The sequence below is a fragment of the Spirulina sp. CCNP1310 genome (assembly GCF_034932185.1).
GTDB lineage: Bacteria > Cyanobacteriota > Cyanobacteriia > Cyanobacteriales > Spirulinaceae > Spirulina.
Genome location: NZ_JAYGHW010000009.1, coordinates 1 through 13,213, shown reverse-complemented (window position 1 = coordinate 13,213; position 13,213 = coordinate 1). Strand labels below are relative to the sequence as shown.

Annotated in this window: 11 protein-coding genes; 9 read left to right on the top strand and 2 right to left on the bottom strand. The window is 53.9% G+C overall.

Annotated features, from left to right (window positions below; translation table 11 throughout):
* The first annotated feature begins 74 nt into the window (after positions 1–74).
* The 5 genes from VB712_RS04220 to VB712_RS04200 all read left to right on the top strand — a co-directional run bounded on the left by VB712_RS04220 (position 75) and on the right by VB712_RS04200 (position 5,461).
* Entirely contained in the window at positions 75–1,214 is a 1,140-nt protein-coding gene (locus tag VB712_RS04220) for a hypothetical protein (RefSeq protein WP_323252452.1), read from the top strand.
* A gap of 103 nt (positions 1,215–1,317) precedes the next feature.
* Positions 1,318–2,001 (top strand): MotA/TolQ/ExbB proton channel family protein, encoded by a 684-nt coding sequence (locus VB712_RS04215; RefSeq protein WP_323252450.1) that lies wholly within the window; start codon positions 1,318–1,320, stop codon positions 1,999–2,001.
* A gap of 9 nt (positions 2,002–2,010) precedes the next feature.
* Positions 2,011–2,436: a biopolymer transporter ExbD gene (locus VB712_RS04210; protein ID WP_323252448.1), complete on the top strand. Its 426-nt coding sequence runs from the start codon at positions 2,011–2,013 to the stop codon at positions 2,434–2,436.
* Between the two features lie 88 nt (positions 2,437–2,524).
* Positions 2,525–2,962 (top strand): biopolymer transporter ExbD, encoded by a 438-nt coding sequence (locus tag VB712_RS04205; RefSeq protein ID WP_323252446.1) that lies wholly within the window; start codon positions 2,525–2,527, stop codon positions 2,960–2,962.
* 99 nt (positions 2,963–3,061) lie between these two features.
* Positions 3,062–5,461: a glycoside hydrolase family 9 protein gene (locus VB712_RS04200; RefSeq protein ID WP_323252444.1), complete on the top strand. Its 2,400-nt coding sequence runs from the start codon at positions 3,062–3,064 to the stop codon at positions 5,459–5,461.
* Here the strand turns inward: VB712_RS04200 and VB712_RS04195 are convergent.
* A complete protein-coding gene (locus VB712_RS04195) occupies positions 5,448–6,767 on the bottom strand; it encodes an O-antigen ligase family protein (protein ID WP_323252442.1) in 1,320 nt (439 codons plus the stop codon). The genes VB712_RS04200 and VB712_RS04195 overlap by 14 nt on opposite strands.
* A 121-nt stretch (positions 6,768–6,888) precedes the next feature.
* Between VB712_RS04195 and uvrB the strand changes: the two genes are divergently transcribed.
* The 3 genes from uvrB (at position 6,889) to VB712_RS04180 (ending at position 10,847) form a co-directional block, all read left to right on the top strand.
* Positions 6,889–8,886, top strand: a complete 1,998-nt coding sequence (uvrB, locus tag VB712_RS04190) for an excinuclease ABC subunit UvrB (protein ID WP_323252440.1) — start codon at positions 6,889–6,891, stop codon at positions 8,884–8,886.
* A gap of 12 nt (positions 8,887–8,898) precedes the next feature.
* Positions 8,899–9,432, top strand: a complete 534-nt coding sequence (locus VB712_RS04185) for a hypothetical protein (protein WP_323252438.1) — start codon at positions 8,899–8,901, stop codon at positions 9,430–9,432.
* 458 nt (positions 9,433–9,890) lie between these two features.
* Positions 9,891–10,847, top strand: coding sequence for an RNA polymerase sigma factor, RpoD/SigA family (locus VB712_RS04180; RefSeq protein ID WP_416236246.1), 957 nt, complete (start codon positions 9,891–9,893; stop codon positions 10,845–10,847).
* Between the two features lie 105 nt (positions 10,848–10,952).
* Here the strand turns inward: VB712_RS04180 and egtD are convergent, their stop codons facing one another.
* Positions 10,953–11,963 carry an L-histidine N(alpha)-methyltransferase gene (egtD, locus tag VB712_RS04175; RefSeq protein ID WP_323252434.1) on the bottom strand — a complete coding sequence of 337 codons (1,011 nt, stop codon included), beginning with the start codon at positions 11,961–11,963 and terminating at the stop codon, positions 10,953–10,955.
* Between the two features lie 186 nt (positions 11,964–12,149).
* On the opposite strand from egtD, the gene cofG reads away from it, so the two are divergent.
* On the top strand, positions 12,150–13,181 hold the full coding sequence (gene cofG, locus VB712_RS04170; protein ID WP_323252432.1) for a 7,8-didemethyl-8-hydroxy-5-deazariboflavin synthase subunit CofG: 1,032 nt from the start codon (positions 12,150–12,152) through the stop codon (positions 13,179–13,181).
* Positions 13,182–13,213 lie beyond the last annotated feature (32 nt).

Here is a 13,213-nt window from a genome sequence, read left to right as displayed (position 1 = left end):
CTGTTTTAGGGTAGCTTAAGTTTTCTGATCGAGGGGGATTGCCTTCCGTCTCCCCCCTTTAACCCCGAATTGGGATGAAATTATCCCAGGCGATCGCCTCAAGGCCAGAATTTTGCACTATGGTTGTTAATGAATCCCACAGGATTTTGGGCCAATGCTCACAAACCGGCCCAAACCCCACCGCCTCCCCCCGAATTATGAGCGAACAAACCCCCCAATCCCAAGCGTTAGAAACCGAAACCCTGTGGGAAACGGATCTCAACACCAGCCCCGCCCTCGAACCAACCCATCCCATCCAGGAAACCGATTGGTTTACCCTCGCCCGTAAACTGCGCCAACGGAATCGGGAACTGCTCCAGCGGGCCGCTGACCTCGAACAAGCCCTAGCGAAAACCCAAGATTCCCTGCAATCGGAGCGACGCTTAACCCAAAAGCGAGAGCGCTTCACCGTTCAACAAAGTGAAGAATTGCTCAACGCCCAAGCCCAAATGAATCTGCTCTTCCAAGAACTGGAAGCTTCCCACCATGTCGCCCAGCGGCAACATTTCTTGATTGAAAGCCTTTCCCAGCAATTAGAAACTGCCCAAAATCAAATTGTTCGGTTAGAAGAAGAATGCGCCTTAGCGCGGCAGACCTACACCGAGCAGGCTAACCTCCTTTCTGAAGCGGCGGATAATTCCCAAGCCCTACGCCAACATCTGGATCGCCAACAAACCCATACCCAACAGTTTAAAGCCGTCTTTAGCCGCTATTTGGAATCTGGGGATGCTCACCCGGTGTTGTGGGAAACGGAACCCAACCCAGAGGAGGAAACCTTCCCCATCGCCCCCACCTTGGTCGAAACGCCCCCCCCGATCCAACCTTGGTCAGCCCAACAAAGCCGTACCCTACCAGAACCCCCCGCTTGGGCCAGTCGTTTGTTGGATGGGCCGGAGCGGGTGACGGTGGAAACTGCGGCGGTTGAGGCGATCCCCGTTAGCGCCCCCTTAGCTGCCCCAGAACCCACGCCCCAACCGGGCAAATTTGCCAACCTGATCCTGCCGGACTTCCACGCCCGCACCAGCCGGAAGTTAATGCCCCTGGCCCGGCCCCAAACCAGTCCCCCCCCGGAAACCCTCCCCGCCCCCCCCAAAGTCGCCCCCCCCAGTGGCAAAAAAATTGCCTCCATCGCCGCTGTGGATCTCCCCAGTTTTCCCCGTTATCGGGGTCGCTAACCTGATTGAGAAGTGAGAAGTGAGAAGTGAGGAGTGAGACCACTCGATCCTCTATCCTCTCTTCTCTATCCTCTCTCCTCAAATTTGCCCTGAACCTGACCCTATGACGCGGTTTTTCGATCTGTTTCTTAAAGGGGGGCCGGTGATGTACCCCCTCCTGGCGTTGTCGGTGCTGACGATGGCCTACGCCTTTGATCGGGCTTGGTTTTGGCTCCGCCTCGTCACCCAGGAAAACCGCATCGTTAATGATGTTCTCGATGCCGCCCGCTATGACCTGGCCAAGGCCCATGAAATTGCCCTCTTGGCTCGTTATCTTCCCATTGGCCGCTTTCTGCTCGCGCCGCTGCAATTAAATCACCCCAGCCCGGAAACCTTTCGCCTCGCGATGGAAGCGGCGGGCGATAAGGAGTTTGTCCAAATGCGTAAGGGGGATAAATTTTTAGAAACGGTGGTGGCGATCGCCCCCCTCCTCGGCCTGTTGGGAACTGTTACGGGCTTGATTACCACGTTTAACAACCTCAACATTGGCGGCGGGGGCAGCACCGCCGAAGCCTCCCAAGCCGCCGCCGGGATTGGGGAAGCCCTGATCACCACCGCCGCCGGGATGATTGTCGCGATTATTGCCCTGTTGGTGTTGCGGATTATGGTGACGCTCCAAGCCCAACAGATGGATTATTTTTCGGAAGTGGGCAGTGAATTAGAGTTAATCTATCGGCAAATTTGGTATGAACCGGCCCAAGCCAGTGAACCTGCCGCCCTTCCCAGTCCGCACCCTTTTTCCAGTTAGGAGATCGCCATGGCTTTTCGCAAGCGGGCCCGGCCAACTGCCACGATTCCCCAGGTGAACTTAGTGCCGATGATGGATGTGTTAATGTCCGTCCTGACGTTTTTTATCATCACCTCCATGAGCCTCACGGGGGAGCGGATCGATCGCGTCACCCTCCCCGGCAATCCGGGGGAAAATGGCACGACGGCGATCCCGGAGGATATTCGGCAGTTGATGATCGGGTTTACGGCAGATGAACAGATTGTGTTAGATGGCCAGGTACTGACAGAAGCGGAACTGTTGGCGGCTATCGAGAATTTTCTTGCAGAAGATGAAACGGGCGTGATTGTCCTCAACGCCGATCGCACGCTCCCCTATGAAAAAATCGCCGCCCTCCTCAATATCATGGGTCAAATCGGGGGCGATCGCGTCTCCTTAGCCATCCAACGCCAATAACCCCACCCCGGAGGGCGAAAAATTTTTGTGCCTCCGGCAGGCTTACGCCAACGCCCCTACACCAATCTTCCCCGTTCCCCATTCCCCCATGCGCTTTCGCTCCCGCACTGAATCCACGATCCCCGACATCGACCTCACCCCCATGCTCAATGTGATGATGGCGGTGTTGGCGTTTTTTGTGCTGATCTCGATGACCTTAGGGGTGGCCCCCGAAGGCATTGAGGTGGAACTACCCAACCCCGATAGTCCCAGTGGTGAGCAAAGTACGGGAGAAATTCAGCCCTTGATCGTCCGCCTGCAAAATACCGATCAGGCGGAAGTGGGGGCGGGACAAATCCTCACCCAAGCCCAAGTTTTACAAGCCATTCCCAACTATTTACAGGCCCAACCGGAGGGCAACGTGATCCTCATCGCAGAACCTCAGGTGGCCTACGATGACGTGATTCAATGGTTAACGCAAATGCGGGGGGTCGGGGGCGATCGCGTTTCCTTAGGGGTTGAACCCGCTGCTCCTGATCAGAATTAAGAATATAGGAGTGAGAATTGAGCAAACTCGCTCTCTTTACTCTATCCTCTCTTCTCTTTACTCTATCCTCTCTTCTCCAAAACAATGCCCGGTTTCTCAATGGCCCACTTTGCCCGCCATCGCCGCCGTTATCTCTGGCTGGCGGGGATTTTGGCCTTCAGTTTGGCGCTGCTGTTGGGACGGAGCCTCTGGGATCATGTCGCCTTCCATCGGGAGGATTACCCCCAAATTTATACCGTGCATCCTCAGATTATCGCGGTGGAAATGAACACCGGCAACATTGAGCGGGCCGAGCAAGTCCCCTATCGCGTCCAGCCGGGCGATCGCCTCATTGAGCGCAATGATGGCCAATGGGTGCAACGCATGGGCCAGGTGATTGGCAACCCCATTGGCCAGAATCAGGATTTACTCTATAACTTTGACCAATACAGCGGGGCAGATCTGGATTTAGTCAAAGCGGATCAAATCCAATCCTATCGCCTCGAATCCCCCGACGATCGCCAATACGAAACCCCTCAAATCCCCATCGCGATCTATCGCAAGAGCAAGCCCACTGATATGGCGGAGCTAAACCGTGCAGATCGGCAATGGCCCCTGCGCCATCGTCTCTACCTGCGGTTTGCCGAACCCCTGAGCCAAGGTAAAACCTACCGGCTAACGTTTCCAGGTTTAGGGCGTGATCCCCTAACGTTTCGCTACGATCCCCAACACCATTGGAGCGAAGCGATCCATGTGTCGCAAGTGGGGTTTCATCCCGATGATCCCCTGAAGCAGGGGTTTTTGTCCCTGTGGATGGGCAATGGTGGCGGGTTAACCTATGGTGATCATTTGCAATTTAGCCTTGTGGATGATCAGCGCGATGGGTACGCTATCGCGGATCGCCCCCTGTTCACGGGCCGAGCGGAACACCGTAAGGGGCCGCAAGACCCTGAAGATCCCCGCGATCGCAACTATACCCAAACCGACGTTTACAGCCTTGATTTCAGCAACTTCCGCCGCCCGGGTCGCTATCGCCTCTGTGTGGCGGGGGTGGGCTGTAGTTGGCCCTTTGAGATTGCCCGTGATCTGTGGGAAAAGGTGTTTTACACCGTGGCCCGGGGTTTTTATCACCAACGTAGTGGCATTGCTTTAACGGCCCCCTTCACCGATTGGCAGCGGCCCCGCCCCTTCCACCCGGAGGATACCCCCATTTATCAATCGCAAGTTTCCCTGATGGAAACGAATATGGGCATTGGCGATCGCAATGTGTTTGAAGCGCTACAAGCGGAAACCAGCACCACCCCTGTACCGGAGGCTTGGGGGGGCTATTTCGATGCGGGGGATTGGGATCGCCGCATTCAGCATTTAGAGGCGACGCGGTTAATGTTGGAATTGGTGGAGATTAGCCCCAAAATTACCGAAATTCCCCTCAACATTCCCGAATCCGATAATGCTTTGCCGGACATCATCGATGAGGCCCTATGGAATTTAAGTTTTTATAAACGGCTGCAATTGCCGAACGGCGGCGTTCGCGGCGGCATTGAATCCACCTCCCACCCCAAACGGGGGGAAGCCAGTTGGCAAAATACCCTCCCCACCTATGTTTATGCGCCGGATCCCTGGTCGAGTTATCTCTATGCCAGTGGGGCGGCGCAGGTGGCTTGGATCCTCCGGGAGCGCAATCCCTCCCAAGCGGAGGATTATCAAAAAAGTGCGATCGCCGCGATGAACTATGCCGAAGCCCAATGGCCCCAATTACAAGGAGCAGATACCCCCCACCAAGTCCGCGATGCCCGCAATTTGGCCGCCGTCGAACTCTATCGTTTAACCGGCGATCCCCCCTGGCATCAAATCTTTTTAGAAACCACCGTTTTCAGTGATCCCGCAGCACCCACAATGGTTTGGGCCAAACACCACCAACGGGATGCCGCCTTTGTCTATGCCCGTTTACCCCAAAGCCAGGCGGATCTCCGGGTACAGTCCCAAGCCTACAATGCCCTGATCCGCGAAGCCAATGCCACCCTTGCCCAAAGCGACCAAACCGCCTTTGGTTGGACAAAGGACGACCCCTATCAACCCATTGGTTGGGGGGCGAGTTTTGGCAGTCCGAAGGCGATCGCCCTGGTGCGGGGCCATGTGTTAACGCGGGATCCGCGCTATCGCAAAGGGGCGATCGCCGCCAGTCAATTCTCCCTCGGAGCCAATCCCGACAACCTCACCTACACCACCGGCTTAGGCCTCAATCATCCCCAACATCCCCTCATCCTCGATGCCCGCGTCCAGGGCAAAGCACCGCCCCCCGGCATTCCCCTCTATGGCCCCCTCGATGCCCAACGGTTTCCCGACTATTGGCAATGGGAGCGGCTGCGCCCCGTGACATTTCCTGATGTGAGCCAATGGCCCACCACCGAAGCCTATTTCGACGTTTTTCTCTTCCCAGCGGTGACGGAATTCACCGTCATGCAAACCATGGGCCCCGCCACCTATACCTGGGGTTATCTCGCCGCTACCGACCCCTAGGCAAAGCCTTTGGCCGTTCTCCTAAGAATGGCGATCGTTCCTTGGGGGGAATCAGTCGCGGCTCATTAATCGGTTCTTGCCCCCCCAAGCGCATCGAATAGGCCAACACCGTATAGTACACCCAGAACAAATTTTCACCCCGCATCATCAGACTTTCCGTGAAGTTATACATCAGAAAAAAGGTGAGAAACACCACCGGGAAAAATTCCTCTGGGGTATTGGTGACATAAATGCGTTTTCCCAACCGCATCAACATAATTAAAAAACTCAAAAGAAACAGTCCCAAACCCACATAACCCACTTCTAATAAAATATCCACCACGCCATTATGGGAATGGGGGGGGGCATAGGCTCCGGAAAGTAAATTAACCGGCGGCGCACCCATCACAGCAATGCCTGCCTCACCCGGATATTTAGAACGTTTACTCCAAAAAACGCCCCGACCATAACCTAACCAAGGACGTTCAGCAATGCGCCCCAAAGCATAACCCCAGATATCCGTGCGGCCGGTGAGGGTGGGATCCCGACCTAAACCGATCATGATCGGATCCCAATTGGTGATAAACACGATACCACCGGGAATCGATAGGCCGATCAATGTGGAAAAAATCATCACCATGACTAAGTTACGCCAGCGAATCGTGCGGGCAAGAAATAGGGCAATCACCAGAACAAAGAAGATAATCAACCCTGATTTAGAGGTGGTCATTAAAATGACAAAGAGGGAAAAGGCCAAGCCGCCTGCTGCCCAAATACGATTATATTTTGAATCAAAAATCAGGGGTAAATGGGCGGCACAGGACATGGTCATCATCGTGGAGAGTTCATTTTTTTGAGGATAAATCCCTTTCCAGGCCCCCGCAAATTTGTCATGGTGTAAACCATCTGCCGGTAATGCAATGGCATAAAAAGCACTCATCAATGCGGCAATTTCTAGCCCCCAGGAGAGGAAAATCAATTGTTCCCGTAGGGAAAATCGAGTTGCCATATAGAGAGCAAAGGAATACATATAGAGAATTTCTCGCACCTCCAATTGCGTAATATCGGGTAAATCTGACCAGGCAAAGGAACAAAAGACAACGCCATGGAGGAAGAGCAGGGGAATATCGCCGCTGAGAGTATAAACCACCATTTGCCACCGCATTGCTAACAAAATGCAGGACATCAAAAAGATGCCATAGCGAGCTAGGGAGTTGATGGCTCCCATCTCTGCAAAGCCTTTAGCAAAGAAGAAAATACCGGCTAGGGCAAAGGTGGTTTCAAAGATTTCTAGGGCTTGGTCGCGGGTGAGGGAAATCCGGAGCATCAGGGCAGGGATGAAGGGCAAGATTTGAGCCGATTCTAGCGTTTGGTTACGGGTTTTGGGGAGAGGGATGGGATTCTCGGGGGAGCGGGTAAAATACAAAGGTGGTTTGTTTTGATGCCCTATGCCCTTTGCACTTCGCGCCCCCTTTGAACCCACAGGGGATCAGCCTCAGGCGATCGCCCAACTCACCCAATCCCTCCGGGCTGGCCACCCCCGCCAAACCCTCCTGGGGGCAACGGGGACGGGCAAAACCCTGACCATGGCCCACACCATCGCTCACCTCAACCGCCCTACCCTCGTCCTCGCCCACAATAAAACCCTCGCGGCTCAACTGTGCAATGAATTGCGGCAATTTTTTCCCCATAATGCCGTGGAATATTTTATTAGTTATTACGACTATTATCAGCCGGAGGCTTATATTCCGGTCAGTGATACCTATATTGAAAAAAGCGCCTCAATTAATGATGAAATTGATATGTTGCGCCATTCCGCAACCCGCTCACTTTTTGAACGGCGGGATGTGATTGTGGTGGCTTCGATTAGTTGTATTTATGGGTTGGGGATGCCAGCGGAATACCTGAAAGCAGCAGTTCCCCTCCAATTGGGCATTGAATTTGATCCCCGGCAATTGATTCGGGCGTTGGTTTCGATTCAATATAGCCGCAATGATCTGGAATTAAAACGGGGCAATTTTCGCCTGCGGGGGGATGTGTTGGAAATTGTGCCGGCCTATGAAGACCGGATTATTCGGATTGAATTTTTTGGCGATGAAATTGAGAGCATTCGCTATCTTGATCCGGTTTCGGGGGAAGTTTTACACAGTTTAACGGCGGTGAATATTTACCCCGCTCGCCACTTTGTCACGCCAGGGGAGGCGATCGCCCGCGCCTGTGCCGATATCGAGGCGGAACTCAAGGCCCAACTGGCTCAATTTGAAGCCGAGGCGAAACACCTCGAAGCCCAACGCCTTCAGCAACGCACCCATTACGATCTCGAACTCTTACAGGCCGTGGGCTATTGCAATGGGGTGGAAAATTATTCCCGCCATCTGGCGGGCCGCCAGCCGGGGGAGCCGCCGGAATGTTTAATTGATTATTTCCCCGATGATTGGCTGTTAATGATTGATGAATCCCATGTGACAATTCCCCAATTGCGGGGAATGTATAACGGTGATCAATCTCGCAAAAAAGTATTAATTGATCACGGGTTTCGCCTTCCCAGTGCTGCTGATAATCGCCCCCTACAAGCGGCGGAATTTTGGCAAAAGGTGAATCAATGTGTGTTTGTTTCGGCTACGCCGGGGGATTGGGAAATTGAGCAATCCCAAGGGCAGGTGATTGAGCAGATTATTCGCCCGACAGGGGTGATTGATCCTCAAATATTGGTGCGGCCAACCCTGGGCCAAGTGGATGATTTGTTAGGGGAAATTCGCGATCGCACCGCCCAACAGGAAAGGGTCTTAATTACCACGCTCACCAAACGGATGGCGGAGGATTTAACCGCCTATTTTCAAGAACGGGAGGTGCGGGTGCGCTATCTCCATTCAGAAATCCAATCCATTGAACGGATTGAAATTTTACAGGGGTTGCGCGATGGTGAGTTTGATGTGCTGATTGGGGTCAACCTGTTGCGGGAGGGGTTGGATCTGCCAGAGGTCTCCCTTGTGGCGATTATGGATGCGGATAAGGAGGGGTTTCTGCGGACGAAGCGATCGCTGATCCAAACCATTGGCCGGGCGGCTCGCCATGTGCGGGGCCAGGCGATTCTCTACGCTGACCGGATTACCGACAGTATGGAGGGGGCGATCGCCGAAACCGAACGCCGCCGCGCCCTCCAAATTGCCCATAACAAAGCCCAAGGCATCACCCCCCAACCCATTGCCAAGAAAACCCAAAGTAATAGCATCTTAAATTTCCTCGATATTTCCCGCAGGCTCACGGCTCAGGAATTGGGTCAACCCTACAAGGTTCAAGAGGAGGTGAGTTTAGATCAGTTACCGGAGTTGATTCAGCAGTTAGAGAGCCAAATGCAAACGGCGGCGAAAAATTTGGAGTTTGAAGCCGCTGCCCAATACCGGGATCAGATCAAAACCCTGCGCGATCGCCTGTTAGGCAAGTGAGGCTAAGGAAAAATGGCGATCCCAATCCGCCGCAGTTTGGCCCGGCTCAAACTGCTCCCCTATGAAACTTGGGTCTTGCAGATTCCCGAACCGCTGGCAACGGTGCGAGCAAGACTAGAGGCCAAGGTAGAGCCGCCTAAGATCTGGCGGCCCGGCCGCCAACGCCACCATCAACCCTACGCAGGTACGATCCGCGCCCAAAACTTTGCCCTGTGCCGCATCATCCACTATCGCAACTCCTTTCTGCCCCAGATTCGCGGCAGATGGGAGTCAATCCCAGGGGGAACCGAGATCAAAATCACATTTACCCTGCATCCGGTGGTGTTGGTTTTTTTGAGCCTCTGGTTGACGGCGTGGTATGGCTCCGCCATCCCAATCGCCCTCTGGGGGGGGCAAGCACCGCTGATCTCGGTGGGGTTTTTAGCCGTACCCCTCTTGATGTTGATCACGTTTTGCGCCGTTTTTTGGGCTGAAGTCCGCCACAGTCAACGGGAACTCACGGTCATTTTTCACAGGAGATGCCCAGGGGAATGGCGTGAGCATTGAGGTGTTCCAACGCCAATCTCAATCCGGCTCTGGGGTGGCGGGCCCTGCTCCCTAAGCCATGGGTGAGCGGCGGATTTTCCTTGACGATGGCGTATTACTTTTGGTAATATGATGTAATACATTAATAAGAGGTTAATCTTCCCCCTAGACGTGCTTTATCATAAATGTTACAATGCTTAACATGGACAGAGTTTGAAGCAGTCCCCACTGAATCAACCTCTGTGTCCTTGCTCTTTTAATAACAGTAAGCCTCATTTGACCTGTTTGTATTTTTAGTCCCCCTATCCACAATTGCATTGAAAGTGGTCAAGCTCTCGGTGCTGACTTGCTCATGTCTTTACCCAACCTCTGTCTCCTCATCTCCGATTAATCACAGCCCTTGCGATTTTGCTCGTGAGTTGTCTTCAACTTTGAAGACAGTCTCCTGTTTGTTGTTGAACACCCTACCGGCTCAACTGATGAAAACCGCCCACACCCCCACCGATCCTGTCCGTACCTACCTCCGTGAAATCGGTCGCGTTCCCCTGTTGACCCATGAGGAAGAGATTCTCCTAGCCAAACGGGTGCAAAAGGCGATCGCCTTAGAAAAAATCAAGGCCGATTACGAAGCCCAAACCGAGGAACCCCTGTCCCTCGCCGCTTGGGCCCAAATGGCCAACCTCAGCCCCCTTGAACTACAACGCACTCTTGATTCTGGGGAAGCCGCCAAACGTAAGATGGTGGAAGCCAACCTGCGTCTGGTGGTGTCTGTGGCCAAAAAATATATCAAGCGCAATCTGGATCTGTTAGACCTGATCCAAGAAGGCACGATTGGCATGCAGCGGGGCGTGGAAAAATTCGACCCCACCAAGGGCTATCGCTTTTCCACCTATGCCTACTGGTGGATCCGCCAAGCGATTACGCGGGCGATCGCCGAAAAAAGCCGCACGATCCGCCTGCCCATCCACATCACCGAAAAACTCAACAAAATCAAAAAAGCCCAGCGGCAACTCTCCCAAAAACTGGGCCGGGCCGCCACGATGACCGAATTGGGGAAAGAACTCGACCTCACCCCCAAACAAGTCCGGGAGTATCTCGAAAAAGCCCGTCACCCCCTGTCGTTAGATCTGCGGGTGGGGGACAACCAAGATACCGAACTGGGGGAACTCCTCGAAGATGACGGCCTCTCGCCGGAGGACTACGCCACCCAAGCCTCCCTCCAAGGGGATTTGGCCAAACTGATGGCGGAATTAACCCCCCAACAGCGGGAAGTCCTCACGCTCCGCTATGGCCTCACTGATGGCCAACCCCTAACGCTGGCTAAAATCGGCAATCGGTTGGGGATCAGCCGGGAGCGGGTGCGGCAGTTAGAGCGGGAATCCCTGAAAAAACTCCGTCAACGACGGGTAGCTGTTCAGGAATATCTCGCCAGTTAAACCGTGATCCTCCCCCATGGGGAGGATTTTTTTTGTTGATTGGGTATCCGCCTGGCCGTAGGGGCGAAAAATCTTTCACCCTTGCCTCAATTTTTTGCCTCTTTCCTAAAATTGCCGTTGGGCCAGCACCATTGCGAACCAAGACTGGGGATCCGTCCAAACTTGGCGGGTTGTGAGGTGATGGTTTTGGAGTTCTGCCTGCAATGTGGGCAGGTGGAACTTGCGGGAGATTTCCGTGTGGAGGCTTTCCCCGGCAGCGAATTCGACGGTGAGATTCAGTTCTGCCAAGTGGACAGTTTGCGATCGCCCACTATCCAAATAAGCCTCAATTTGCCCCGCATCCTGGTTATAAACCGCCCGGTGCTGAAACTGTTCAAGGTTGAAATCCCCCCCAAACCGCCAATTGAGATGGGCGAGGATATTGCGGTTAAAGGCTGCCGTCACGCCTTGGGCATCGTTATAGGCGGCCTCTAAAATATCCTGATCTTTTTGTAAATCCACCCCCAACAGCAGATAGTCTCCCAAGTTGAGGGCGGTTTCCAATTGGGCAAAAAAGCGATCGCAGGCCCCAGGGGTTAAATTTCCCAATGTACTCCCCAGAAAAATCACCAACCGGGGTGCATCGGGGGAAACCGGCAAATGGGTCAAAGCCTGTTCATAGGTTCCCACCAAACCCTGCACCCGCAAATGGGGATAATCCCCCAAGAGCGTCTCAGCACTCTCAATGAGAATTTCCCGACTCACATCAATGGCCACATAATCGAGGGTTCCCCCCAAATCATGATAGGCATCTAACAAATAGCGGGTTTTCGTTGAACTCCCACTGCCCAACTCCACCAACTCACAGCGGCCCGTTACGGCGGCAATTTCGCCCGCAAACTCTGCTAGAATCGCCGCCTCGGTGCGGGTGAGGTAATATTCCGGCAACGTGCAAATCTGTTCAAACAGTTGGGAGCCAGTAGCATCGTAGAAATAGCGGGGGGGTAAGGTTTTCTGGGTTTGGGTTAACCCGGCGATCACATCTTCCCCAGGGGGGGTAATGTGGCGAACCGCAGTAGTATCAAGATCGATAATCGTTAAAGTCGGTGAGGCAAAGGACTCTGAGGAGGTGATCATAAAAATCATTCTGTGAGGAGCAAAAAACAGCAAGAATGTATGTCATGATGGCAATTCTAGATTGAGTGATACAACGGCAACCCGCACAAGTAAAGGGTTTTGCCCATCAAGATCTAGACCAGCATCTAAGGGAATTGCAACACCATTGAGACTACGCCCTAGCACTTTTACTATTATCCCTGCCCCATGGCCCAAACGATCACCTTTAGTCCGGCCTATACCCTCGTCCCCACTTACGAATGCTTTAATCACTGCGATTACTGCAACTTCCGCCGCGATCCCGGCACAGATCAATGGCTAGATCTGGCCACAGCCCGGCAAAAATTGGCGAACTTAAGGGGTCAGGGGGTGAGTGAAATTTTGATTCTCAGCGGTGAAGTTCACCCCGATAGTCCCCGGCGGGAAGCCTGGATTACCCGAATTGAGCAGTTATGCAAATTGGCCATCGAGCTGGGTTTTTTTCCCCATACCAATGCTGGGATTCTCAGCTTTGCCGAAATGCAACGGTTAAAGGCGGTGAATGTCTCCCTGGGTTTAATGCTGGAGCAGATCACCCCCCTCCCGATTCACCGCCATGCCCCCAGTAAAGATCCCAGCCTGCGCCTTGAGCAACTGGCCTGGGCGGGGGAGTTAAAAATTCCTTTTACCACCGGGTTATTGCTGGGGATTGGGGAAACGGAGCAGGATTGGGAGAAAAGTTTAGAGGCGATCGCCGCCCTCCATGGCCAATGGGGCCACATCCAAGAGGTAATCCTCCAACCCTACAACCCCGGCACAACGGAAACCTATCACGGTTCTCGCCGCACACCGGCCCAAATGACCACAGCGGTACGCCTTGCCCGAGCCATTCTCCCGGCTGAGATCACGATCCAAATCCCCCCCAACCTGATCCAAGACCCCACCACCCTCCTCACCTGTTTAGAATTGGGAGCGCGGGATTTGGGGGGGATTGTCCCCAGGGATGAGGTGAACCCCAACTATCCCCACCCCACCCTAAGAACCTTAGCCAACCACCTCAACCGCGCCGGATGGCAATTAGCCCCCCGGCTCCCCCTCTATCCGCACCATGATTGCTGGCTCCCGGCCCAGCTTAAGCCAAGGGTGCGGGCTTGGCGTACCTTGGCACTCCCCGCGCTAAAGCGACGGGGATTCTTCACTCAACGAGCCAACTTGCTCAGACAGGATGACTCCAGCCAAAGTAGAGGTCGATTCTCCTGAAGCGTTGCTTACGTCTCGCGCAAAAGTTCCGG

What these genes read in the sequence shown, in the direction of transcription:
- VB712_RS04220 (WP_323252452.1), top strand. Translation starts at nt 75, where the DNA reads ATGAAATTATCCCAGGCGATCGCCTCAAGGCCAGAATTTTGCACTATG.
- VB712_RS04215 (WP_323252450.1), top strand. Translation starts at nt 1,318, where the DNA reads ATGACGCGGTTTTTCGATCTGTTTCTTAAAGGGGGGCCGGTGATGTAC.
- VB712_RS04210 (WP_323252448.1), top strand. Translation starts at nt 2,011, where the DNA reads ATGGCTTTTCGCAAGCGGGCCCGGCCAACTGCCACGATTCCCCAGGTG.
- VB712_RS04205 (WP_323252446.1), top strand. Translation starts at nt 2,525, where the DNA reads ATGCGCTTTCGCTCCCGCACTGAATCCACGATCCCCGACATCGACCTC.
- VB712_RS04200 (WP_323252444.1), top strand. Translation starts at nt 3,062, where the DNA reads ATGGCCCACTTTGCCCGCCATCGCCGCCGTTATCTCTGGCTGGCGGGG.
- VB712_RS04195 (WP_323252442.1), bottom strand. Translation starts at nt 6,767, where the DNA reads ATGCTCCGGATTTCCCTCACCCGCGACCAAGCCCTAGAAATCTTTGAA.
- uvrB (WP_323252440.1), top strand. Translation starts at nt 6,889, where the DNA reads ATGCCCTTTGCACTTCGCGCCCCCTTTGAACCCACAGGGGATCAGCCT.
- VB712_RS04185 (WP_323252438.1), top strand. Translation starts at nt 8,899, where the DNA reads ATGGCGATCCCAATCCGCCGCAGTTTGGCCCGGCTCAAACTGCTCCCC.
- VB712_RS04180 (WP_416236246.1), top strand. Translation starts at nt 9,891, where the DNA reads ATGAAAACCGCCCACACCCCCACCGATCCTGTCCGTACCTACCTCCGT.
- egtD (WP_323252434.1), bottom strand. Translation starts at nt 11,963, where the DNA reads ATGATCACCTCCTCAGAGTCCTTTGCCTCACCGACTTTAACGATTATC.
- cofG (WP_323252432.1), top strand. Translation starts at nt 12,150, where the DNA reads ATGGCCCAAACGATCACCTTTAGTCCGGCCTATACCCTCGTCCCCACT.